This window comes from Bacillus sp. SIMBA_026, assembly GCF_046535335.1.
Taxonomy (GTDB): Bacteria; Bacillota; Bacilli; order Bacillales; family Bacillaceae; genus Bacillus; species Bacillus velezensis.
Window position 1 is genome coordinate 880,871 of sequence record NZ_JAWRWX010000002.1, and the last position, 23,227, is coordinate 904,097.

The 23,227-nt window shown below is 47.7% G+C and carries 21 protein-coding genes and 1 pseudogene; 9 read left to right on the forward strand and 13 right to left on the reverse strand.

Features of this window, described 5'->3' with window-relative positions; genetic code table 11:
- Window positions 1–140 precede the first annotated feature (140 nt).
- From SB847_RS15280 to SB847_RS15290, 3 genes and pseudogenes are all read right to left on the reverse strand, one after another.
- A complete protein-coding gene (locus tag SB847_RS15280; protein WP_007614787.1) occupies window positions 141–1,052 on the reverse strand; it encodes a DMT family transporter in 912 nt (303 codons plus the stop codon).
- Window positions 1,053–1,199: 147 nt separating this feature from the next.
- Entirely contained in the window at window positions 1,200–1,646 is a 447-nt protein-coding gene (locus SB847_RS15285; protein ID WP_406529026.1) for a universal stress protein, read from the reverse strand.
- 90 nt (window positions 1,647–1,736) lie between these two features.
- Window positions 1,737–1,971: pseudogene (locus SB847_RS15290) on the reverse strand (family 1 glycosylhydrolase); the annotation flags it as partial.
- Window positions 1,972–2,633: 662 nt separating this feature from the next.
- On the opposite strand from SB847_RS15290, the gene SB847_RS15295 reads away from it, so the two are divergent.
- The gene (locus SB847_RS15295; protein ID WP_410564222.1) at window positions 2,634–5,765 is read left to right on the forward strand and encodes a DUF3427 domain-containing protein; all 3,132 of its coding nucleotides are present in this window, start codon (window positions 2,634–2,636) and stop codon (window positions 5,763–5,765) included.
- Here SB847_RS15295 and SB847_RS15300 read toward each other — a convergent pair.
- Window positions 5,754–6,143, reverse strand: coding sequence for a (deoxy)nucleoside triphosphate pyrophosphohydrolase (locus tag SB847_RS15300; RefSeq protein WP_410564224.1), 390 nt, complete (start codon window positions 6,141–6,143; stop codon window positions 5,754–5,756). The two genes, SB847_RS15295 and SB847_RS15300, sit on opposite strands and share 12 nt — an antisense overlap.
- Window positions 6,144–6,327: 184 nt before the next feature.
- Window positions 6,328–7,734: an arabinan endo-1,5-alpha-L-arabinosidase AbnB gene (gene abnB, locus SB847_RS15305; protein WP_410564226.1), complete on the reverse strand. Its 1,407-nt coding sequence runs from the start codon at window positions 7,732–7,734 to the stop codon at window positions 6,328–6,330.
- Between the two features lie 241 nt (window positions 7,735–7,975).
- Between abnB and hutP the strand changes: the two genes are divergently transcribed.
- From hutP to SB847_RS15335, 6 genes are all read left to right on the forward strand, one after another.
- Window positions 7,976–8,422 carry a histidine utilization transcription antiterminator HutP gene (hutP, locus tag SB847_RS15310; RefSeq protein WP_007407810.1) on the forward strand — a complete coding sequence of 149 codons (447 nt, stop codon included), beginning with the start codon at window positions 7,976–7,978 and terminating at the stop codon, window positions 8,420–8,422.
- A 112-nt stretch (window positions 8,423–8,534) separates the two neighbouring features.
- Complete coding sequence (gene hutH, locus SB847_RS15315; RefSeq protein ID WP_410564229.1) at window positions 8,535–10,073, forward strand: histidine ammonia-lyase; 1,539 nt, start codon at window positions 8,535–8,537, stop codon at window positions 10,071–10,073.
- Complete coding sequence (gene hutU / locus SB847_RS15320) at window positions 10,070–11,734, forward strand: urocanate hydratase (RefSeq protein WP_082998184.1); 1,665 nt, start codon at window positions 10,070–10,072, stop codon at window positions 11,732–11,734. The genes hutH and hutU overlap by 4 nt, the downstream gene beginning before the upstream one ends.
- Window position 11,735: 1 nt before the next feature.
- A complete protein-coding gene (hutI, locus tag SB847_RS15325; RefSeq protein WP_410564231.1) occupies window positions 11,736–13,001 on the forward strand; it encodes an imidazolonepropionase in 1,266 nt (421 codons plus the stop codon).
- Complete coding sequence (gene hutG, locus SB847_RS15330; protein ID WP_224181348.1) at window positions 12,994–13,944, forward strand: formimidoylglutamase; 951 nt, start codon at window positions 12,994–12,996, stop codon at window positions 13,942–13,944. The genes hutI and hutG overlap by 8 nt, the downstream gene beginning before the upstream one ends.
- Window positions 13,945–14,014: 70 nt before the next feature.
- Window positions 14,015–15,433 carry an amino acid permease gene (locus SB847_RS15335; RefSeq protein WP_410564233.1) on the forward strand — a complete coding sequence of 473 codons (1,419 nt, stop codon included), beginning with the start codon at window positions 14,015–14,017 and terminating at the stop codon, window positions 15,431–15,433.
- Window positions 15,434–15,472: 39 nt separating this feature from the next.
- Here the strand turns inward: SB847_RS15335 and SB847_RS15340 are convergent, their stop codons facing one another.
- From SB847_RS15340 to SB847_RS15370, 7 genes are all read right to left on the reverse strand, one after another.
- Window positions 15,473–16,774: a pyrimidine-nucleoside phosphorylase gene (locus SB847_RS15340; protein ID WP_007614811.1), complete on the reverse strand. Its 1,302-nt coding sequence runs from the start codon at window positions 16,772–16,774 to the stop codon at window positions 15,473–15,475.
- A 27-nt stretch (window positions 16,775–16,801) separates the two neighbouring features.
- Complete coding sequence (locus SB847_RS15345) at window positions 16,802–17,983, reverse strand: NupC/NupG family nucleoside CNT transporter (protein WP_004393280.1); 1,182 nt, start codon at window positions 17,981–17,983, stop codon at window positions 16,802–16,804.
- 92 nt (window positions 17,984–18,075) lie between these two features.
- Window positions 18,076–18,744 carry a deoxyribose-phosphate aldolase gene (gene deoC, locus SB847_RS15350; protein WP_004393277.1) on the reverse strand — a complete coding sequence of 223 codons (669 nt, stop codon included), beginning with the start codon at window positions 18,742–18,744 and terminating at the stop codon, window positions 18,076–18,078.
- A 99-nt stretch (window positions 18,745–18,843) separates the two neighbouring features.
- Complete coding sequence (gene deoR / locus SB847_RS15355; RefSeq protein ID WP_410564236.1) at window positions 18,844–19,776, reverse strand: DNA-binding transcriptional repressor DeoR; 933 nt, start codon at window positions 19,774–19,776, stop codon at window positions 18,844–18,846.
- Window positions 19,777–19,846: 70 nt separating this feature from the next.
- On the reverse strand, window positions 19,847–20,659 hold the full coding sequence (gene yidA, locus SB847_RS15360; RefSeq protein WP_015240895.1) for a sugar-phosphatase: 813 nt from the start codon (window positions 20,657–20,659) through the stop codon (window positions 19,847–19,849).
- 68 nt (window positions 20,660–20,727) lie between these two features.
- Entirely contained in the window at window positions 20,728–21,252 is a 525-nt protein-coding gene (locus tag SB847_RS15365; RefSeq protein WP_325084525.1) for a hypothetical protein, read from the reverse strand.
- Window positions 21,242–21,661: a lipocalin family protein gene (locus tag SB847_RS15370; protein WP_038464446.1), complete on the reverse strand. Its 420-nt coding sequence runs from the start codon at window positions 21,659–21,661 to the stop codon at window positions 21,242–21,244. Before SB847_RS15370 ends, SB847_RS15365 begins: the two co-directional genes overlap by 11 nt.
- A gap of 111 nt (window positions 21,662–21,772) precedes the next feature.
- Here SB847_RS15370 and SB847_RS15375 point away from each other — a divergent pair, with 111 nt between their 5' ends.
- Complete coding sequence (locus SB847_RS15375) at window positions 21,773–22,159, forward strand: hypothetical protein (protein WP_007614817.1); 387 nt, start codon at window positions 21,773–21,775, stop codon at window positions 22,157–22,159.
- Between the two features lie 160 nt (window positions 22,160–22,319).
- Complete coding sequence (locus SB847_RS15380; RefSeq protein WP_004393264.1) at window positions 22,320–22,682, forward strand: hypothetical protein; 363 nt, start codon at window positions 22,320–22,322, stop codon at window positions 22,680–22,682.
- Between the two features lie 50 nt (window positions 22,683–22,732).
- Here the strand turns inward: SB847_RS15380 and SB847_RS15385 are convergent, their stop codons facing one another.
- Window positions 22,733–23,122, reverse strand: coding sequence for a hypothetical protein (locus SB847_RS15385; protein ID WP_410564240.1), 390 nt, complete (start codon window positions 23,120–23,122; stop codon window positions 22,733–22,735).
- Between the last annotated feature and the right edge of the window lie 105 nt (window positions 23,123–23,227).

Genomic DNA, 23,227 nt, shown 5'->3' on the forward strand with positions numbered 1-23,227 from the left:
CCCTTCACTCCTTTAATCTCTTAAATTGTAAACACATGAAGTATTATACAATTACTATCCTCTTTTTCCATGATCTGTTTGTCTGCTTTTTCGTTATGGCTGAAAAGACCCAAAACAAAAAAAGCAGCCGGTACGGCCGCCTATATACGGGTGCTGTCTGCCTGAGTTTCCGCCGGCACGGCTTTTTGCTTTCGAATCAGGGACAGCGCCATTCCCGCAAAAATCAATACAATCCCCAAAGATTGATAAAGGTCGGGGCGAAATCCCGTAAATACGGTGTCAAGCACAATCGCCACCGCCGGATCAAGAAATACGATGATTGAAATAAACCGGGTGGATAAAAACCGCAAGCTGTCAAAAAAGAGCAAATACACAATTCCCGTATGAATGATACCGGTTGACACAATCATGATCCAATTCACATGCGACAAATCAGAAAAAGCGCCGAAACGGACGAACGGAAGAAGAATGATAACGCCCAATCCGGTCTGCAAACAGGTGACCGCATATGGACTGAGACTGTTGATGCCTTTCCCGGCCAGTGTCGTAAAGGCGTAAAAAAGGGCGGCCAGCACGGCCCAAATAATACCCGATCCCATCAGCTGAGAAAAAGATGTATTTCCGTTAATGCCGGAAATCAGGGCGGTGCCCAGAAAACAAATCACGATGGAAGTGACGGACACAATATGCAGTTTCTCCCGGTATATAAGGCTCCCTAGGAGAAGGACGAGAACCGGAGCCAGATGATAAACGGAAATCGCTATCGTCACTGATGTCTCCTCAAATGATTTAAATAAAAACACCCAGTTCAGCACGAGAAAAAATCCGCAGGCCAGTGTCTGCAGCACCTCACGCCGGTTCCATTGTTCGGTGCGGTACCGTCCGGAACCAAACCAGCAAACGCCCAGAAACAATGAGGCGCACAGACATCTCACAAAGACCAGTTCAATTGAAGGCACATTCGTATGTTCCGAGAAAAAGCCGATTGATCCGAAAATGACCATGGAAATGACCATTTTGATGACGGCATTTGATGTTTGTTCAGCTTGCATTGATTTGCTTCCTCCATATCATTGACTGTTTATTCAGACAAATACTAACAGCCATTTTACTTGATTCAGAGGAAGATTTCATCCTATTTTTCGAAAGACGGCGGTCTTTTCTCATTAAAAAAACCCCGCATCAGCAGGGCCTTCTGTTTAATGAACGATCAGTACAGGACAAGGAGACAATTGTGAGACCTTATGGCTCACGCTTCCGAGCATCATTTCTTTAAATCCGCTGATTCCGCGGCTTCCGACGACAATCAGATTGAAATGCTGTTCTTTCGCTATGTTTAAAATTTGATGCGCAGGTTCGCCTTGGACGTACAGGCTTTCCGCGTTTACCCCGCTTTCAGCCGCTTTCTGCTTGGCCTCTTCCAGAATGGCCGCTCCTTTTTGCTCGACTTCATGTTTGATGTCTTCAATGAAGTTTTCCGGAACATAGACAATCCCTGTTAAGGCTGATGTGGAGACAACGGCTTCACGTCCCGCGTAGAGAATGGTGAGTTCAGCCTCCTGTTCTTTCGCCAGATGGATCGCTGCTTCCAAAGCTTTGCCGCTCATGTCTGAACCGTCTACTGCTGCAAGAATTTTTTTAAACATATGAATCCCGCCTTTCTGCTTTTATTGTCCTCCTCTCTTTGCTGAATGTCAATTTTGCCGGCTTGCTTTGGAACATTGCGTTTACAGACTTTATCCGTTTGTAGCGATGACGTCTTTATACCAATCGACATAGATAGCCGTAGCGTTTTTTCATTTCTGCCGTTGAGGCGCTGACGAGGTCAATCGGCCCCCACGACGTGCAGCCGATCAGGTCGACGCCGTCTTCAATCGCCTCTCTTGCCTCTATTAAATGATCACGCAGATAATTGATGCGGCAGTCATCCTGAATGGTTCCGTCCTCCTCGGGCTGATCAACCGCGCCGACAAGTTGTAAAATCTCTTTTGATATTTTATGATCGTCCATGAGTCTGCCTCCTTAAAATGGGGGAACTGCCGGACGAAAGGCGGCCGCCTTTCTCCGGCTTTTTTTGTTATGAAATCAGCATCACCTCCGAAAAAAGGGTATAAAAAAACCTAAACTGCACAGAACACGGGGTTTCCCTGTCTGACGCAATTTAGGTTTTGCCTACGGTTTGCAGTAACAATCCTGGGTGAATGATATTGGGCTGATATGTATACTTAGCACTGGATTTATGGGTTGTTAACGCTTACATTTCAAAAGATGTACTAATTTAAATATATAAACTACTATATTAACTAAAAGACCCCTCATGTTAAGTACCTCTGGTAAAGTAGCTTTAAGTTAAATTTCGCCCTAATTCCTCTTCTCTAGTTTGTCCACAACGGTTAAACTGGTACCTGTTTTCAGTTGATAAGAGCAGACACTAGATCATGCAGTCAATTCATGCCCATTACCTCAACAGTAACCTCATTTCCAATGTAAGAATACTCCATACTCCACCAAACTACCTCAGCGTTATTTTTTTAGCGCTTAATAAATAGGACTTTATTCTCTTCTTTTTTAGTATTACCTATTGGCAAGAGTAGTGATAAAATGGAATTATTGATATAAAAAAGGAGATTATGATGAGAAATCATAGAGGCTTCCATGAGGAAATTCAGCAACAACAAAAACTTTATCCAACATCACATCGCATTCAACCGGTTAGCCCAAAAGAATATGCAGAGGTTTTGACTTTACATACGGCAAAGCAACTGAGCGAGACATTTCAAACACTTGTGGATCAAGATCAATATGAACAAGCGATTCAGCTGAGCGAGAAGGTTGCTTCTCAGCTTGGACAACATACGAATTTTTCATTACCACTTTCCACAGTGCTTTATAGTTTAAATGAAATGGAACTTCCTATTTCAGAGGAATTTTCTCTACATCGTCTGAAACTGCTAGGAAATCATCAAACTCATGATAACTTTTTCAAAGCATTAAAACACGAGATGTTAACGGCGGATCGGGTAGACTTTATGGTTAGTTTTACAAGGTGGTCTGGTGTTCAACTTTTGATCCCTCCGCTTCAGGAGCTTGCGAAAAGACATGTCCCTGTACGCATCATTACATCTACCTATATGGGTATTACAGAACCGAAAGCGTTAAGACATCTTCTTCAATTTGAAAATGTTGAGTTGAGAATTGTAAATGAATATAAAAAATCTTTCCATACGAAAGCATATTTATTTGAACGCTGTTCTGGACAGCATAGTGTCATTGTAGGATCTTCAAATCTATCACAAGCTGCACTTACGACCGGGTATGAGTTAAATGTTAGACTACCTGAAACCAGATATCTCCCCGTTTATCAACAAACAAAAGATTTGTTTGACACTATTTGGAATGAAAAGACACAGCCTGTTGACGAACAATTTTTACAAGCCTATGAGGAATTCCAAGCAGGAAGCCAAAAGGTAAGTGCTTCCTTTTCTGCTCAAAACTCTCTTTACAAAACGAAAATGTCCCCGAATGCTATGCAAAAAGAAGCGTTGCAAAAGCTTAAAAAAACAAGAAATGAAGGGGAAACAAAAGCAGTCATCATCGCCGCCACTGGAACCGGAAAAACATTTTTAGCAGCATTTGATTTTGAACAATTTAAACCAAATAAATATCTTTTTCTTGCCCACCGGGAAGAGTTACTTACAAAAGCAATCGAAACATTTCAGAAAGTCACCAATAATCATGAAGATTTTGGTTTATTGACTGGAACCAAAAAAGAAAGAGATAAACGTTTTCTATTTAGCACAGTACAAACGCTACATAAAAAAGAAACGTTGGAATCCTTTTCAACAGATGAATTTGACTACATTGTGATTGATGAATTCCATCATGCAGAAGCATCTACCTATCAAGCTGTATTAAACTACTTTACACCAAAGTTTTTATTAGGTTTAACTGCAACTCCAGAGCGCCTTGACGGTAAAGACGTTCTTCAGATTTGTGATCATAATGTTGTTTACGAAATTAGACTCCGCGATGCTCTAAAGGCAGAGCTACTTGCACCATTTCACTATTTTGGAATTTCAGATCATACTGTAGATTACGAAAAAGTAAAAGTGAAAAATGGAATGTATGAAGAGAAATCGCTAGTAGATCATTTAAAAACTCATAAACGAGTAGAATATATCATCAAAATGATCAACATGTATGGATTCCACGGCGAGAAAATGGTTGGCTTAGGTTTCTGTACAAACGTCGAACACGCAATATACATGAGTGATGAATTTAATAAATTGGGATTTTACACAACTTACTTAACAGGAAATGATTCTCCTGCAAAAAGACAAGAGGTCATTCGTCAACTAGAGGACCCTCACCACAGTTTAGAAATTATATTTACAGTAGATATTTTCAACGAAGGAATAGATATTCCAAAGCTCAATCTACTATTGTTCCTTAGACCAACAGAATCACCAACGATTTTCATTCAGCAATTAGGACGGGGACTTAGAAAAACTGACGACAAAGAGTTTGTAACGATACTGGATTTTATCGGAAACTACCAAAAGTCATTCGTTATTCCACTCGCACTATCTGGACAAACAAGCCAAAAATCGTTTGATAGAGATTCCCTCCGAGTGGCCGTGACGCATGAGTTTTCAGATTTACCTGGAGGATCTTATGTTGACCTTTCAGCCGTAACGAAGAAAGAAATTTTAAATAAGATCGATCATATTAAACTAAATTCAGATGCCATGCTGAAAACGTTATATAAGCAATTTAAACAAGAGCTAGGACGCTCTCCAGAATTAATTGATTTTCTATACTCTGAACAGGCACCTGGGCTTACTTTTTTTATAAAGAAATACAAATCGTGGGTACAGACCAAAAAGAAAATGGACGATTTGAATGTTACAGATGAAGGAATTCTCAATAACCCCTTGGTTGTAGGGATAGTAGCAAAATTAGAACAGCAATTACCTATTAAATGGCCTTATGAATGGTTAATTTTACAGAGCGGTTTTCACAAAAATATCATCACAATAGAAGATGTAAAAGAATCGTTAGAAAAACAGTTTCATATTCAAATCACAACAGATACACATGATGACCTCATTCAGCGAGCAATGGAGCGTTTAACGAAATCAGATCAAAAACAGAATTGGCGCTTTGGTACATTACAAGGTGATACATTCAAGTTAGATACAGAAGTGAGCGAGATATTAAACGATCCATTATTCGGACCGTATATTAAGGAGCGCGTCCACTATGGACTGATTGAATTTAGACGTATGAACAATATAGAAGCCCTTGCTTCAAAAGAGATTAAGCTAACATTGTATCAGACCTATACAAGAAATGAGCTCATTTATCTTTTTCAGTCAACTGATCAGGAAGGGACTTGGCGAGAGGGTGTACGTAGAGTTAAAAATCACTATTTAATCTTTATCAATTTGAATAAGTCAGAAAAAGTAGAAGATCATTTGCTATATAAAGATTATTTTATTGATCCTAGCCATTTTCACTGGCAAAGTCAAAATCAAACCTCACATACATCAAGCGTAGGGCAAAACTTTATTCACCATAAGGAAAAAGGATACCATATTCATTTATTTGTGAGGAAATTCACCGAAATGCACAACATCACTTTACCATTTATTTATGTAGGAGAAGCGGATTATGTATCAAGCCACGGAGACAAGCCAATGAATGTCAAATGGAAGCTCCATCAGCCTGTCCCAGAAAACTTGTATGTGGATTTAACGAATTAAAGCAGATACGGTCGGAAGATCAGCGGGTGCCCACTCTAGTGATTCTAGCTCACGTATAGGCACCCATCTGAATTCCGCATGCTCTTTTGCTACCGGCTTTCCTGATGCAATCTTCGCTTTTATTGAAATTAAATTGACGATGACCTTCTCATATTCATGATGAATATCGGCTATCACATCGCCCGCAACAATTTTACAGTCAAGTTCCTCTTCAATTTCTCTTACAAGTGCTTCTCGTGCATTCTCTCCTTCTTCAAGCTTTCCACCAGGAAACTCCCACAGATTAGGAAGAGACATTGTTGGAGAACGTAGAGCACATAGAATTTCATTGTTTTCATTTTGTATGACTGCGGCGGCTACTTTTATTGTTTTTTTCAAAATTAAACTTCCTTTCGTTTTTTCATAGGTATGTATTCAAATTTTTGTTTTCAATTTTATACTATTCACTACAAATGATAGAGGTTGAGTCCATCATAATTCAATTAGTTTATTAAAAGCAATAGAAGGTCATTCTCCTAATTAGCAAGAAAAAAGCACCCTCCAAACTGGAGTAGGTGCTTTTTCACTTCACTCCCCAAACAGCCTCCCCATCACCGCTCAGCACACTAAACGTCACAACTTCTTTCTCTCTCGCCGAGTCCCATTCTTTCAGGAAGACGCCGTCATAATTTGTGCCGTTCAGGTTGAGTCGGGCTTTGCTGCTGTCCGTTATTGTCCAGGTTCCGGTCATTTCCCCGGAAATGGTGCCGTCGTTGTTAAGCCGGATGTTTTTTGGGGTTTTGATCGTAGCTGTGATGTCTTTTCCGTGCTGGATGAGTTTGTAGGTTCCGGATGCGGCGGCCGCCGATATGTGTGTATCCGGTTCTCCCGCATAGCGGTATGGCGCTGCAACGGGCCATCCGTCTTTGTTCATGTACAGCCGATGCACTCTGACTTCGTGCTCTTCGCCTCTGTTCGGGAAACGGGTGTGGAAAATGAGGTAAGATCGTTTCGTTTTCCCGTCGTAAAACACGGAGTTGTGTCCCGGTGATATGTAGCCTGTGCCTTTTTCAGATTGTGAGGCGAAGCTGTAGCCGCCCATGAGTTTGACCCCGTACGGTTCAATTGCTTTGTCGTCGAAGAAGCTGCCGTCTTTTCCTTTGGCATCAAGCATGTTATGGCCTGCGGCGTCATAGTACGGACCGTCCGGGTTTTTAGAGCGCGCCACACGCATATGATAGCCGCCGGCTGTGTCAAGTCCGCCGAATGACAGATACAGATAGTAATATTTCGTTTCCGGATTGTAGCTGATGTACGGGCCTTCGATTCTGCTGTGATTTCCGCCGAGCAGTTTTTTTCCGTATCCTTGGTTCGGGAGCGGGAAACCGGTTTTCGGATTCATTTCTAGTATAAAAATCCCCCCGGAGTAAGAGCCGTACACCATCCAGAGCTTGCCTTTATGGTCAAAAAACGTTTGCGGATCTACGACGTTCGGGTGAACGTTTGCATTATACGTCGTGCCGTCTTCGCTTTTTCCTTCCATGCCCGATTTCAAAAAGATGCCTTTGTTTTTGTAGGGCCCTGCAATTTTGTCACTCACGGCGACACCGAGAGCGGACCTCGGCGAGTCTCCTTTACAGGCGTTATAGTACATGTAATATTTCCCGTCAGACAGCTGGGCGACGTCCGGCGCCCACAGCGTATCAGACTGGGCCCAGTCGAATGTCTCTTTTAATTCGGTGTAGACGTTCGGGATCAGGGGATTATTGGGATTGACGCTTGAAGATATCTGCTGCCACTGCATCAGGTTTTTCGACTTGGCGGAAGCCAAATGCGAGCCGAATACATAATATGTATCTCCTGTTTTAATGACGGACGGATCATGCACGCTGACCTCTGAAAAAACCGGATGCTGGGCTTTTGCCTGCGGCAGGGTGAACCCGATGACCGCTGCTGATACCAGGCACACACGAAAGAAACTGGTTTTCATTTTCTGAAATCTCCTCGCTCTCTTCTTTTCTTAAAACGCTTTCAAGACAACGCTCCATTTTATGATGCGGCTGGCGGAAATATGTGATCAACAGCGCCGGCTTCACGATGTACCGCTTTACTTCGATAGCAATCTGATTTGTGAAAGACTGGAAAAAAAGTTTTGACTTCTGATTCGCAAACACTTAATATAAAAAACAGTTACTAGTTATCAGAATATTTAAGAATTGAGTGAAGCATATATGACCTTACACAAAGACCGCCGCATCGGGCGACTGTCCGTCCTTCTTCTGCTTCATGAGACTGAAGAAAACCAGCAGATCAGACGGCTGGAACGGGACGGCTGGAAAGTCTGTCTCGGCAGGGTGGGTTCAATGGATGCGCATAAGGTGGTAGCCGCAATTGAAACCGCTTCCAAAAAGAGCGGCGTCATTCAATCTGAGGGTTATCGCGAATCACATGCGCTGTATCACGCTACAATGGAAGCTTTGCACGGAGTGACGCGGGGCGAAATGCTGCTTGGCTCGCTGCTTCGTACCGTGGGCCTGAAGTTTGCCGTCTTGCGGGGAAATCCGTATGAAAGCGAGGCGGAAGGCGATTGGATCGCCGTTTCACTTTACGGCACGATCGGAGCTCCGATTAAGGGGCTTGAGCACGAAACATTCGGAGTCGGAATTAATCACATATGAATCAGCCCATAGATTTCAGATGATAGGGGGCTATGCGTGAAATATCATTTTCATGGCATAGCTCCTTTTTGTATGGGCGCTTTACCAAAGTAAAGGAAAAGGGGTTGAAATGATGGTGACGTTAGACGGTTCCTCACTGACAACCGCAGATGCCCAGCGTGTGCTGTTTGATTTTGAAGAGGTTCAGGCATCTGCCGAAAGCATGGAACGTGTGAAAAAAAGCAGGGCGGCGGTTGAAAGGATCGTTCAAGAAGAGAAGACCATTTACGGGATTACGACGGGATTCGGCAAGTTCAGCGATGTGCTGATTCAAAAAGAAGACTCCGCGGATTTGCAGCTGAATCTGATTCTTTCTCACGCGTGCGGCGTCGGTGATCCGTTTCCGGAATCTGTATCGCGGGCCATGCTGCTTTTGCGAGCCAATGCCCTGCTGAAAGGCTTTTCCGGCGTGCGGACTGAGCTGATTGATCAACTGCTCGCGTACCTCAATCATCGCATTCACCCGGTCATCCCGCAGCAAGGGTCACTGGGGGCGAGCGGAGATTTGGCGCCGCTTTCTCATCTCGCACTGGCGCTTATCGGGCAAGGCGAAGTCTTTTACGAAGGGGCCCGGATGCCGACAGCTCATGCTTTAGAAAAGACAAACCTTCAGCCGGCCGTCCTGACCTCTAAGGAAGGGCTCGCGCTGATCAACGGAACGCAGGCCATGACCGCGATGGGTCTGATCGCTTACCTCGAGGCCGAAAAGCTGGCCTATCAGTCGGAACGGATCGCGAGCTTAACGATCGAAGGCCTTCAGGGCATTATCGATGCGTTCGACGAGGACATTCATGCCGCCCGCGGATATCAGGAACAGATGGATGTCGCAGAGCGAATCCGCTATTACTTGTCAGACAGCAAGCTGACGACCGTCCAAGGGGAGCTGCGTGTCCAGGACGCCTATTCGATCCGCTGTATTCCTCAAGTCCACGGCGCATCATGGCAGACATTAGCGTATGTAAAAGAAAAATTAGAAATTGAGATGAATGCCGCGACAGATAACCCGCTCATTTTCGAAGACGGCGCCAAAATCATCTCAGGCGGAAACTTTCACGGACAGCCGATCGCCTTTGCCATGGATTTTCTCAAAGTGGCGGCGGCCGAACTTGCGAATATTTCTGAACGCCGTATCGAACGGCTTGTGAATCCGCAGCTGAATGACCTGCCGCCCTTTCTGAGCCCTCAGCCCGGCTTACAATCCGGAGCGATGATCATGCAATATGCGGCGGCCTCCCTCGTGTCAGAAAATAAAACCCTGGCCCATCCCGCCAGTGTCGATTCAATTCCTTCATCGGCAAACCAGGAGGATCACGTCAGCATGGGAACCATCGCCTCAAGGCACGCCTACCAGATCATTGCGAATACGAGACGGGTGCTTGCCGTTGAAGCCATTTGCGCGCTGCAGGCCGTGGAATACCGGGGTGCGGAACATTGCGCTTCGTACACAAAACAGCTCTATCTCGAAATGAGAAACATCGTGCCGTCCATACAAGAAGACCGCGTGTTTTCTTATGACATCGAGCATCTGAGTGACTGGCTGAAGAAGGAGTCTTTTCTGCCGAATGAACATCACCAAAAACTGATGACCAATGAAGGGGGAATGACAAGATGACTGATGTAAAGAAATCAATCCGCGCCGGCCGCGGCACCGAACTTGAATGCTTAGGATGGGAGCAGGAAGCCGTGCTCCGCATGCTCCGAAACAACCTTGACCCGGAGGTTGCCGAAAAGCCGGAGGATCTGATCGTATACGGCGGCATAGGCAAGGCCGCTCGAAACTGGGATGCTTTTCACGCGATTGAGCGCTCCCTCAAAACGTTAAAAGATGATGAAACACTGCTGATTCAATCCGGAAAACCGGTCGGACTGTTCCGCACGCACAGCCGCGCGCCCCGCGTCCTGCTGGCTAATTCGGTTCTCGTGCCGAAATGGGCGGATTGGGAGCATTTCCATGACCTTGAGAAAAAAGGGCTGATGATGTACGGGCAGATGACGGCCGGCAGCTGGATTTATATCGGCTCACAAGGTATTTTGCAAGGCACCTATGAAACCTTTGCAGAGCTTGCGAGACAGCATTTCGGCGGCAGTCTGAAAGGAACCCTTACGCTGACGGCCGGTCTTGGCGGAATGGGAGGCGCCCAGCCGCTGTCCGTCACGATGAACGATGGCGTGGTCATCGCCGTTGAAGCGGATGAAACACGGATTGATAAACGGATGGAAACAAACTATTGCGACCGTAAAACCGCATCAATTGACGAAGCGCTGCGCTGGGCCGAAGCAGCCAGACAAGCCGGAGAACCTTTATCGATCGGTCTTCTCGGCAATGCGGCTGAGGTGCATCATGAGCTTTTGAACCGCGGCGTCCATATTGACATCGTGACCGATCAGACTTCCGCTCACGACCCGCTGATCGGCTATATTCCGGCAGGATACTCACTTGAAGAGGCCGACTGCCTGCGCCGGGATCAGCCCGATTTATACGTAAGGCTATCCAAGCAAAGTATGAAAAAGCATGTGGAAGCCATGCTTGCCTTCAAGAAAAAAGGGGCTATCGTCTTTGATTACGGCAACAATATCCGCCAGGTTGCCAAAGATGAGGGTCTCGCCGATGCTTTTGATTTCCCGGGATTCGTTCCCGCCTACATCCGACCGTTATTTTGTGAAGGAAAAGGGCCGTTCCGCTGGGCCGCGCTGTCGGGCGATCCTGAAGATATATACCGCACGGACGCTTTATTAAAAGAGCTGTTTCCAGAAAATCAAGCCCTTCACCGCTGGATTGACATGGCACAGAAAAAAGTCACATTCCAAGGCCTGCCGTCCCGTATTTGCTGGCTCGGCTACGGTGAACGGGAAAAGATGGGACTCGCCATCAATGAATTGGTCAGAAACGGCGAGCTGAAAGCCCCGATCGTCATCGGAAGAGACCATTTAGACTGCGGATCTGTCGCCTCTCCGAATCGGGAAACAGAAGCGATGAAAGACGGAAGCGACGCGGTCGGCGATTGGGCGGTGCTGAACGCGCTGATCAACACCGCCTCAGGCGCAAGCTGGGTTTCTTTTCACCACGGCGGGGGCGTCGGCATGGGATATTCCCTTCATGCGGGAATGGTCGCGGTCGCTGACGGCAGCATCCTTGCGGAACAACGGCTTTCCCGCGTTCTGACAAGCGATCCGGGAATGGGCATCATCCGCCATGCGGACGCAGGTTATGAAAAAGCGGCTCAAGTCGCCGAGGAACAAGACATTATGATACCGATGAAAAAGGAGCGGTAACATGCCGAAACAAATAGATACCATACTCACCAACATCGGCCAGCTGCTGACGATGGAATCCGGCGGCCCCCGATCAGGCGGAAGCATGCAGGATCTTCGTGTCACGGAAGATGCCGTCATCGGCATTCACGACGGGCGCATTGTTTTTGCCGGACATCAAGGAGCGGAGGAAGGATACGAGGCACGAGACATCATCGACTGCGGGGGTCGGCTCGTCACCCCAGGCCTCGTCGATCCCCATACCCATCTTGTATTCGGAGGGTCCCGGGAAAAAGAACTGAATTTAAAAATTCAGGGCAAGTCCTATTTGGATATTCTGGCACAAGGCGGCGGCATTTTGTCAACGGTCAAAGACACGAAAGCCGCCTCCGAAGAAGAACTGATTGAAAAAGGGCTTTTTCACCTCGGACGCATGCTGTCATACGGCATCACGACCGCGGAAGTAAAAAGCGGGTACGGACTCGACAAAGACACGGAGCTGAAACAGCTGACCGCGGCGAAAAAACTGGGCGGGCGCCAGCCGGTCGACCTTGTCACAACATTTATGGGGGCACACGCCATTCCGCCTGAGTACCGGAACAGCCCGGACGAATTTCTGAATCGCATGCTGCAGCTTTTGCCTGAAATAAAAGAAAAAGGCCTCGCGCAATTTGCCGATATTTTCACAGAAACAGGCGTCTTTACCGTCAGCCAGTCACGGGACTACCTGAAAAAGGCGTCTGAAGCTGGTTTCGGCCTGAAAATCCATGCTGATGAGATTGACCCGCTCGGCGGCGCGGAATTGGCGGCAGAGCTGCATGCTGTTTCTGCCGATCATTTGGTGGGGGCGTCTGACGAAGGCATCGAAAAGCTAGCGGAGTCCGGAACGATCGCCGTCCTGCTGCCGGGCACGACTTTCTATCTCGGCAAACACACTTATGCGAGAGCCCGGGAGATGATTGATGCGGGCGTACGGGTCAGTTTGGCGACTGACTTCAACCCGGGCAGCTCACCGACGGAAAATCTCCAGCTCATTATGTCGATTGCCGCACTTCATTTAAAAATGACCGCAGAAGAAATCTGGCACGCTGTCACCGTTAATGCCGCGTATGCGATCGGAAAAGGCGAAGAGGCCGGACAAATTAAAGCCGGACGGGCGGCTGACATTGTCATTTGGGAAGCGCCGAATTACATGTATATCCCGTATCATTACGGCGTCAATCATGTCCGCCGTGTCATCAAGAACGGAAAGACGGTCGTTTCAAGGGAGGGAGCCGCTCTTGGATAAGTATCCGTTTCTGCAAAAAGCCGGCTCCCTCTTCAACGACCGCCATGTGACAAGGGTCGGCGATGTGACGGAAGCGTGGGCGGGACAAACGATCAAAGGGCCGGCTTTGATCGGCGTTCCGCTTTCTAAGTCGTCAATCAGCCATTCCGGCGCCTGCTTTGCCCCCGGTGCGATCCGCCGGGCGCTCGGCGGGATTTCCGCATATTCCGCGGAGCTGCGGGAGCATGTCATTGACCATCTGTACGATATAGGTGATATTCAGATTCACGTCACGGATGTCGTTAAATCTCACGAACACATTTATCGGACCATTCATGACATTCTGACGGACCAGCCTGACTGGGTGCCCGTCATTCTCGGCGGCGACAACTCCATCAGTTATTCCACCATTAAAGCCATTGCGGAAACGAAAGGAACAACGGCCGTCTTTCAATTCGACGCCCACCACGACGTCCGCAACACAGAAGACGGAGGGCCGACAAACGGCACGCCATTCCGCCGGCTGTTAGATGAAAATATCATAAGCGGACAAAACCTGATTCAGCTTGGAATCCGGGAGTTCAGCAACAGCTTGGCATATGAACAATATGTAAAAGAACGGCAGGCAGACGTGCATACAATGGAGATGATCCGGGAGAAAGGGCTCCTCCGAACGATACAAGAGGTCTTGCCGGCCGTTCAAAAAAGAGCCGACGCCATTTTTATTTCGGTTGATATGGATGTGCTGGATCAAGCTCATGCGCCCGGCTGTCCTGCGATCGGCCCCGGAGGTCTGTATACCGAAGAACTGCTTCAGGCGGTCAGGTTTTTAGCCCAGGAGGCTGACATCTCGGGTATTGAGATCGTTGAGGTTGATCCGACACTTGATTTTCGCGATATGACAAGCCGGGCAGCCGCACACGTCATTTTACATGCATTAAAGGGATTTAAATTGTCACGTTAAAGTCAAATCCGGCACGCGTGCTCTCTGCTGCCGGAAGATTCTCACGCCACGCAAAAAGGGGGAGATCACGATGGATGTTGATCAAGGCGGCAATCAACTAAAGCGCACGATGAAAAGCAGGCACTTATTTATGATTTCATTGGGAGGAGTCATCGGCACGGGGCTGTTTTTGAGCACAGGGTATACATTGAGCCAGGCGGGGCCGGGCGGGACGATCGCCGCTTACCTGATCGGCGGCTTGATGATGTATCTTGTCATGCAGTGTCTCGGAGAATTGTCAGTAGCCATGCCTGTGACCGGTTCATTTCAAACGTATGCGACAACGTTTATCGGGCCGTCCACAGGTTTTATGGTCGGTATCATGTATTGGGTGAATTGGGTGGTGACGGTAGGATCGGAGTTTACAGCTTCCGGTATCCTCATGCAGCGCTGGTTTCCCCACAGCAGCGTCTGGATGTGGAGCGCGATTTTCGCGGCTCTCCTTTTTGCCGCCAATGCATTCTCCGTTAAATTGTTTGCAGAAACAGAGTTTTGGTTTTCCAGCGTCAAAATCGTTACCATCCTTTTATTTATCATCTTAGGCGGCGCCGCGATGTTCGGTTTGATTTCATTGCACGGTTCGGGTGAAGCTCCAATGCTGTCGAATTTCACCTCACACGGCGGACTGTTTCCGAACGGCTTTCTTGCGGTTTTCATCGCAATGATTTCCGTAAGCTTCGCCTTTTCAGGGACAGAGCTGATCGGAATTACGGCGGGTGAAACCGCCAATCCGGCAAAAGATATTCCGCGTTCGATCCGAAATGTCGCCTGGAGAACGGTTATCTTTTTTATCGGCGCCATTTTTGTGCTGTCCGGACTGATCTCCTGGAAGGAAGCCGGTGTGATTGAAAGTCCGTTTGTCGCGGTCTTTTCCCAAATCGGTATCCCATACGCCGCAGATATCATGAACTTCGTGATTTTAACGGCTTTGCTTTCGGTCGCCAACTCCGGACTGTATGCTTCCACCCGGATGCTGTGGTCTCTGGCGAATGAAAACATGATCAGCGCCCGGTTCAAAAAAGTCACGCCGAAAGGCATTCCGCTGAATGCCCTGCTCGCCAGCATGGCCGTTTCCTGCATATCCTTGATCTCAAGCATCGCCGCCCCGGGCACGGTCTACGTGGTGCTCGTGGCAATAGCCGGATTTGCCGGCGTCGTGGTGTGGATGAGCATCGCCCTTTCTCAGCTGTTATTTCGAAAACATTATATGAAAAACGGCGGACGCGTCTCGGATCTGACCTTCCGAACACCGTTATACCCTCTCGTTCCGATCGCCGCTGTGATCTTATGTTTCGCTTCATGCGTAGGCCTTGCATTTGATCCCAATCAAAGAATCGCCCTCTTCTGCGGAATTCCTTGTATGATCCTGTGCTATCTCATTCGTTTTTTGAGAAAGAAACAGCCGAAACAATCCGTCCGTGACATTCATTTGGATAAAACCATGCCATAAAAAAAGGCACATACTGATGAGGTATGTGCCTTACTTCCCTTATTCCGTAATCAGCGTATGAATCAGTTTCGGCGCTTCCGCTTTTTCTGAGATGCGGATGTTGTCATAGACTTTGGCAGTCACGTCGTCAACGTTTTCGCGGTTGGCGTAAAGGGTGACGAGCGGCTCGCCTTTTTCGACGTTGTCACCGACTTTTTTGCGGAGCATAATGCCGACGGCAAGATCGATTTCGTCCTCTTTTGTCGCACGTCCCGCGCCTAACAGCATCGCTGCGACGCCGATTTCGTCGGCGACGATTTCTGAAACGACACCCGCTTCTTTCGCCGGAACGTCAATTTTGTACGCCGCCTGCGGAAGTTTGGACGGATCGTCAACAACGGAAGCGTCTCCTCCCTGATTGCTCAGGAACTCTTTGAACTTTTCAAGCGCTTTGCCGTTTTTCATGACTTCCTGAAGCTTTGTTCTCGCTTCTTCCAATGTCTCAGCTTTTTTCGCCAATACGACCATTTGGCTGCCGAGCGTGAGGACGAGTTCGTTTAAGTCTTCAGGCCCTTCCCCTCTTAACGTATCAATGGCTTCTTGTACTTCCAGAGCATTCCCGATCGCAAAACCGAGCGGCTGCGACATGTCAGAAATCACGGCCATCGTCTGGCGGCCGACGTTGTTTCCGATGCGGACCATTGCTTTGGCGAGGTTCACGGCGTCTTCATCCGTTTTCATAAACGCGCCGGCTCCCGTTTTGACGTCAAGCACGATGGCATCTGCTCCGGCGGCGATTTTTTTACTCATAATTGAGCTTGCGATCAGCGGGATGGAGTTCACCGTACCTGTTACATCACGCAGCGCATACAGCTTTTTATCGGCAGGCGTCAAATTGCCGCTTTGTCCGATGACGGCTACTTTGTCGCGGTTCACAAGCTTGATGAATTCATCTTTTGACAATTCCACGTGGAAGCCTTCGATCGCTTCCAGCTTATCAATGGTTCCCCCCGTATGGCCAAGACCGCGGCCGGACATTTTAGCAACGGGAACGCCGAGCGCCGCGACGAGCGGTGCGAGTACGAGAGTTGTCGTGTCGCCGACCCCGCCCGTAGAGTGCTTGTCGACCTTAATGCCTTCAATGGCGGAAAGATCAATCGTTTCCCCTGAATTCACCATCGCCATTGTCAGATCGGCGCGCTCCTGATCCGTCATATCCTGAAAGTAAATCGCCATAGCCAGCGCGCTTGCCTGATAATCAGGGATGCTTCCGTCCGTGTATCCTTTTACGAAAAATTGAATTTCTTCTGTTGTCAGTTCTTTTCCATTTTGTTTTTTTACAATAAGATCTACCATTCTCATGATCTATCACCTGTCCTTCATTTATGTTCAGTGAATCAATCCGACGATCGCCGCTGTCAGGAAGCTGACGAGCGTTGCGCCGTACAGCAGCTTCAGCCCGAACCGCGCGACGACGTTTCCTTGTTTTTCATGCAGCCCTTTCACCGCACCGGTAATGATCCCGATAGAGGAGAAATTCGCGAATGAGACAAGGAATACAGATACCACTGCCTGTGTATGCGCACTGAAATGGAAATCGCCGGATGAGAGTGTCTGCATCGCCACAAATTCATTCGATACCATTTTCGTCGCCATAATGCTTCCGGCGCTCACCGCTTCATTCCACGGAATACCGGTTAAAAACGCAAACGGCGCGAATACATATCCGAGCAGCGCCTGGAATGTAATGCCGAAGACCGCGTTAAAAACGCCGTTGACCAGGGCAATGAGTGCAACAAATCCGATCAGCATCGCCGCTACGACGACGGCGACTCTGAATCCATCCATTATATACTCACCGAGCACTTCAAAAAAGGATTGCTTTTCTTCTTCAGGAACGACGATCAAATCCTCTTCTTTGCTGACGGTGTACGGGTTGATGATAGAAGCGATGATAAATCCGCCGAATAAGTTCAGCACAAGCGCCGTCACGACGTATTCAGGCTTCAGCATCATCATGTAAGAACCGACGATCGACATTGAGACCGTCGACATTGCGGACGCGCAAAGCGTATATAAGCGCTGTTCAGTAAGATAACCGAGCTGTTTTTTCAAACTGATAAAGACTTCTGATTGCCCTAAAATCGCGGATGCGACAGCGTTGTAAGATTCGATTTTCCCCATTCCGTTCACCTTGCTTAACGCAAGACCGATATACTTCGTGATGAAGGGGAGGACCTTCCAGTGCTGCAGAATTCCGATTAAAGCGGATATAAAGACGATCGGCAGAAGCACGCTCATGAAGAACGTCGTCTGTTTCGCATTCACAAGCCCGCCGAATACAAAGTTAATCCCTTCTGATGCATATTCCAGCAAGTAGTTAAATCCTTTTGCAAAACCGCCGACAAGAAAATTCCCGATACCGGTGTTGAGGAGAATATAACCGAGAATCAGCTGCAGCACGAGCATGACGGCGATCGGCCGGATTCTGATTCTTTTTTTGCCGTTGCTGGCAAGCCAGGCAAGACCTAAAAACACAATGATTCCGATAATTCCGATGAGATACTTCATATGTGTTCTCCTTTTATTTGTATTCGCTTACAATTTTTTATGCATCAACAAAGAAAGAGGATGGCGGAAGCTTTCAGCTTCCGCACTGCTGATTAATAGTCGCTGCTGCCGCTGTCTCCGCCGCTCACGATAGAGACGCCCGCACTTGCGCCGATCCGGCTCGCGCCCGCAGCGATCATGCTGTCAACATCAGCTTTTGTTCTGATGCCGCCTGATGCTTTGACCCCGATGTCCGGTCCGACTGTTTTTCTCATGAGAGCAATGTCTTCAGCCGTTGCCCCGCCTGTAGAAAAACCGGTAGACGTTTTGACGAAATCGGCGCCTGCTGATACCGCTAAGCGGCACGCGCGCTCTTTTTCTTCATCTGTCAAAAGGCATGTTTCGATGATCACTTTGACGAGCGCTTTTTTATCAGCTGCTTCAACTACCGCGCGGATATCAGCTTCAACCGCTTCATCATCGCCGTCTTTTAATGCGCCGATATTGATGACCATATCAACCTCAGTGGCTCCTTTTGAGATGGCATCCTTCGTTTCAAATGCTTTTGTTTCCGATGTCGTTGCGCCGAGAGGAAATCCGATAACGGTGCAAACGTCAACTCCCGTACCCTTCAGTTCCTCCGCTGCGAGTTTGACCCAAGTCGGGTTTACACAAACGGAAGCGAATTTATATTCTTTTGCTTCTTTTATCAGTTGTAAAATATCCGCTTTTTGTGTATGCGGTTTCAAAGCAGTATGGTCTATTTGACTTGCAATTGACATTGTATGCACTTCCTTTTTCCTAGGATACGTTTAGAATAACCGAATTTTGAACATATGTAAATTGGTAATTGAAATTATGTTCATGAATTGTCACAATTCTTAAATGAGTTTTTTAGCCGTATGCTGATCGGTAATCAAAACGTTGGCGTACTTTCCTTTCAGGGCGCCGTGAATGGCCTTGCATTTTCTGCTGCCGCCCGCCACCAGAATCGAACGCTCTTTCATTTTCAAGTCGCTGAGCTCGACTCCGATCGTCCTGCCGTTAATGCTGCTGCTGCAAATCCTGCCTTCCTCGTCAAAAAAGCGCGAACAAATATCGCCGACCCCGTGCGCTTTCAGCAATTGTTTCTCTTCTTCCCGGAAATAACCGAGTCTGAAAAGCAGCGCCTCATCCCGGACGGTTCCGACCGTAAACAGGGCGATATTGGCTTGTCTGCCCATTTCAATGATCCGCTTAATATGTCTGTCCCGCTCGACCATCTGTTTCACATCGGCGCTGTCAAATATAACCGGAAGCGGCAAATACCTCGGCATGGTCTGAAATGCTTCGGCGAACAGCTGAATCGTTTCTGACGAATACGTATTGACATTGGAATGACTGATGCCGCCTTTCAGCTGCACGACTTCAACGCTCTTTACCTGCTTCGGCTCCATGCGGCTTGCGATCTGGTACATCGTCGTCCCCCAGCTTACGCCGAGTATATCGCCGTCCTTTACGGTTTTATGCATATAGTCTGCGCCATAGCGGCTTAAGTAATGTGTAATGGCCTGGTAATCGTCACTTGGAGAAAAGACGACGTGCGCCTCAAGCAGCCCGTATTTTTCTTCCAGCTTCGCGCCGAGTTCGTCCAGATCCTCAAACGGGTCCATGACGCGAATTTGCACATACCCTTTTTCCTTTGCGTACTGAAGCAGCCTTGAAACGGTGGGGCGTGACAGATTAAGCCGTTCGGCGATCTGCTGCTGGCTGTAATCTGATTGATAATATAGTTTTGCCGCTTCTATGCTGAGCTGCTGTTTTTCACGATCCATGTCGCGCCTCCCCTCTCCGCTTATCATATCACCAAAACACGCGGTAAAAAAGCACCCTCTGATGGGGTGCCTATTTTTTCAGCACAAGCTCCTGAATCGCATGCGCCACGCCGTGTTCGTTATTTGATTTCGTTTCAAAATCAGCAATCTCCCTTACTTCCGGGATGGCATTGGCCATTGCCACACCGCAGCCGGCCCACTGAATCATGGACATGTCGTTGCCGTTATCGCCGATTGCCATGACGTCTTTCTGTTCAATGCCGAGTTTTTCGGCCAGCAGCTTGACTGCGTTTCCTTTACTGACTTTCGGGTGAAGAATCTCATGGAAGAATGGCGCGCTTTTGACCATTGTGTATGTTTCCTTGAATGATTCCGGAATGGAAGCGATCGCTTTCTCCAGCTTGTCCGGATCGTCAATGAACATGACTTTCGGAATCAGAATATCCTTCGGCACTTCATCGATCGTGCGGAAATGAAGCGGCACTTTCGTAATGTATGATTCGTATACCGTGTATTCACTGATATCCCGGTTCGGCGTGTACAGATTGGCTGTGTCAAAGTAATGCATCGGAGTATCCAGCTGTAAGCTCAGCTCGTAAAGCGACTTCAAATCCTCATAACCTAATGACTGCTCGGCCACGACACCGTTTGTATACGTATTTTGGACGAGTGCGCCGTTATAGGCAATCACAAAGTCGCCTTCTTCCTGTAAGTTCAGCTCTTCCAAATACCGACGCACACCGCCGATCGGCCGGCCCGTGCACAGGACGATATTGACCCCTTCCGCTTTGGCGGCATCAAGCGCCCCGCGGACTTCAGCCGTCACTTCATGATGATCGTTTAGTAGTGTTCCGTCCATATCTATTGCGATTAACTTGTACATCCTGCATCTCCTTTATATCCTTTTCTTCTTATGCTTTCATCATATCGTTTTTTCGTTTCAATGAAAAATCAAACGGACAAGTTTCTCCGCCTTCTCTTCGTATACCGGGTCTGCCTCCGGATGCGGGGCCGTCTTTTCCTCTTGTCAGCTTGTTCGCCGCTGTCATCTCTTTTCTGCTTCAAGAGCATCAGCCCCGCCGCAAAGAATGGGACGGCCGCTATGTCCAGAAGGGCAAGCTTTATTCCCATCGCTGCGGGAAAGTATGCCCATAATGAACGGCTGTTCCGCCTGATCATGATATAAGAAACGATTTCCAGCAGGATAAACAGAGCGTTCACCCACAAGTAAATGAGCATCGCCGCAAACAAAAACAGCAGGAGCGTATTCCGCAGCGTGCCGGAAAACAGAAGAGCGCGCATCATATCAAAGAATGAAAAAGACTGCATGCTGCCGTTGACGACATTGGGATTGTAAATGGTAAAACGCCCGAACTGATCAAAAAGCATAAAAAATAACCATAACAGTGAAAACCATTGAATGATATGTACGATGACACCCGTCAAAACGAGTCTGTCGGCAGCCTTATTTCTCATGTGCATCCTCCCCGCCGGTTTTTATTCTTGTCATTGTTTTTGTTTCTCCGTATATCTTCCAAATGAGCGTACCGTTTTTTCCTCTTTTCAACGTGCTTTTGACGGGGTGCGGATGTCCGAGGTATTCAATCTCGATCGTTCCGTCCGTGTTTTGTGAGATCACCTTGTACACATCCGAGGGCATGGGAACCTCGCCGCGGCCTTTAATGACCTGCTTGGTCAGCACGCTGTCTTTCGTAAACGTGACGGTTTCAGATCTGACCCCGTCCATCGGGCCCGGTTTCAGCCCCGCATCCCATGTCCCGTAATAAAAAGGAGGTTCGTCTGCTTTCTTTTGCGAGCAGCCTGTTATCATGACGCATCCGAAAACAAGAACCGTCATGATGAAAATCCGTATGTTCCGCAACATGATCACCTTCCTTTGAAGCTTTTTTTACGTCTGTAAGTTAGGCGGATGCCGTGGCACTGTGCAATTGACTACATAGTGTATAAAGACTTCACTAGATAAGGAGAATGATGAATGAACCCATATCAGTACTATACCCCGACTGCCTATTTCCCTCAGCAGCAGGAATACGAAGTGAGCCGCGTTGAGTATGAGCCGTATCAGCAGCAGGAAAGCTATTATTATGCGCCCCCTCAGTCCGAAGAGCGGCAGCCGACAGGTTTAGAACGGAGAGTTGCCCAGCTTGAAAGACAAAACGCCGAGCAAACGAGAGAGCTCACCCGCCTCTCACAAGAAGACCAGCGCCAAAACCGGGAAATCACGCGTATGAATGAGCAGATCAGACGGCTGAGCCAGTCCATTGAAATCCATACCCGCCGCTTAAACCGTTTGAATCAGCGCCTGCGCGCAGTCGAAAACAGACTCAATATTCCTTTTCACGCTACAGAAGGCGGCTTCTGAGAAAAAGGGCCGGAATACAAAGCTCGACAGGCCATCCCGAGCCTTGTATTCCGCTCTGTACATAACAGGTAAATAATTGAATCCCATTCTTGCATGAATGCCTCTCCTATTCTTTCACATGATAAATGTGTAAAATCAATCACTTCAGGAGGTCTTCATGATGTATCAAAACCAATACAGCGGAAATCAGCTGCAGCAATGCCGCCAAACAGCACAGCAGCTCATTCAGCAGACACAGCAAAGCAGTCAGCAGTACAAGCAAATGCTCCAGCAGGAACAGCAAAACATTCAAATGCTTCAGCAGATGCTTAACCATGAACAGCATGCCGTTCATACCATTCAGCAAGCGCTGCAGGGGCATGAACTGGCCATTCAGAAATGCCAGCAAATCGTGAATGTGTGCAATCAGCTTCAGCAGGAAGTAAGCGGACACATGCCTGCACCGATGGCAAACGCTAATGTTTCTTCATTCCCGCAAACCCAGCATCACACACCGTTTCAGCAGCATTCATACCAGCAATAGGCCGGTCATGCAAATGACAAAGCACGAGATACCGGCTTTGTCATTTGTTTTTATCTCTGTTTTGTCAGATCAATGCGATGAGCGGGTTTTCCGCCGAATTTTGCTTCAGCCTCATGCCTTACCGCTTCAAACGCTCTTGCTTCGACGTTTTGTTTAAACACATCAAGCTGTATTAAATAAGCCGCCCGCACTTTCAGCCCGTGGATAATGGAGATGATCCATAAAGGCAGCACGATATACACGCCCGGCGTGCTCGGCAGCACAAAAGCAATTGCTAAAATAATAAAATAGATAAGTCCGTATTTCAGCCATTTTTTGTTCTTGGCCCGGTAGCCGATATAGAAAAAGGCCAAGAAAGCGGTCAGCGCAAACGGCGCAAAAGTCAGCAGCAGCCAGCTGTGCAGCACTTCCCACCAAGTCCCTCTTTTCGTAATCAACATTCATTCCTCCTTTACTACTATAACATGGATAATCAAGGAAGGTTTTCTATAAAAAACATAGACGGAATGACGTCTTCCTGCTATATTAATAATGATAATCATTAT

Coding starts and splice junctions, on each gene's coding strand:
- SB847_RS15280 (WP_007614787.1), bottom strand. CDS start 1,052: ATGCAAGCTGAACAAACATCAAATGCCGTCATCAAAATGGTCATTTCC.
- SB847_RS15285 (WP_406529026.1), bottom strand. CDS start 1,646: ATGTTTAAAAAAATTCTTGCAGCAGTAGACGGTTCAGACATGAGCGGC.
- SB847_RS15295 (WP_410564222.1), top strand. CDS start 2,634: ATGAGAAATCATAGAGGCTTCCATGAGGAAATTCAGCAACAACAAAAA.
- abnB (WP_410564226.1), bottom strand. CDS start 7,734: ATGAAAACCAGTTTCTTTCGTGTGTGCCTGGTATCAGCAGCGGTCATC.
- hutP (WP_007407810.1), top strand. CDS start 7,976: ATGACCTTACACAAAGACCGCCGCATCGGGCGACTGTCCGTCCTTCTT.
- hutH (WP_410564229.1), top strand. CDS start 8,535: ATGGTGACGTTAGACGGTTCCTCACTGACAACCGCAGATGCCCAGCGT.
- hutU (WP_082998184.1), top strand. CDS start 10,070: ATGACTGATGTAAAGAAATCAATCCGCGCCGGCCGCGGCACCGAACTT.
- hutI (WP_410564231.1), top strand. CDS start 11,736: ATGCCGAAACAAATAGATACCATACTCACCAACATCGGCCAGCTGCTG.
- SB847_RS15335 (WP_410564233.1), top strand. CDS start 14,015: ATGGATGTTGATCAAGGCGGCAATCAACTAAAGCGCACGATGAAAAGC.
- SB847_RS15340 (WP_007614811.1), bottom strand. CDS start 16,774: ATGAGAATGGTAGATCTTATTGTAAAAAAACAAAATGGAAAAGAACTG.
- SB847_RS15345 (WP_004393280.1), bottom strand. CDS start 17,983: ATGAAGTATCTCATCGGAATTATCGGAATCATTGTGTTTTTAGGTCTT.
- deoC (WP_004393277.1), bottom strand. CDS start 18,744: ATGTCAATTGCAAGTCAAATAGACCATACTGCTTTGAAACCGCATACA.
- deoR (WP_410564236.1), bottom strand. CDS start 19,776: ATGGATCGTGAAAAACAGCAGCTCAGCATAGAAGCGGCAAAACTATAT.
- yidA (WP_015240895.1), bottom strand. CDS start 20,659: ATGTACAAGTTAATCGCAATAGATATGGACGGAACACTACTAAACGAT.
- SB847_RS15365 (WP_325084525.1), bottom strand. CDS start 21,252: ATGAGAAATAAGGCTGCCGACAGACTCGTTTTGACGGGTGTCATCGTA.
- SB847_RS15370 (WP_038464446.1), bottom strand. CDS start 21,661: ATGTTGCGGAACATACGGATTTTCATCATGACGGTTCTTGTTTTCGGA.
- SB847_RS15375 (WP_007614817.1), top strand. CDS start 21,773: ATGAACCCATATCAGTACTATACCCCGACTGCCTATTTCCCTCAGCAG.
- SB847_RS15380 (WP_004393264.1), top strand. CDS start 22,320: ATGTATCAAAACCAATACAGCGGAAATCAGCTGCAGCAATGCCGCCAA.
- SB847_RS15385 (WP_410564240.1), bottom strand. CDS start 23,122: ATGTTGATTACGAAAAGAGGGACTTGGTGGGAAGTGCTGCACAGCTGG.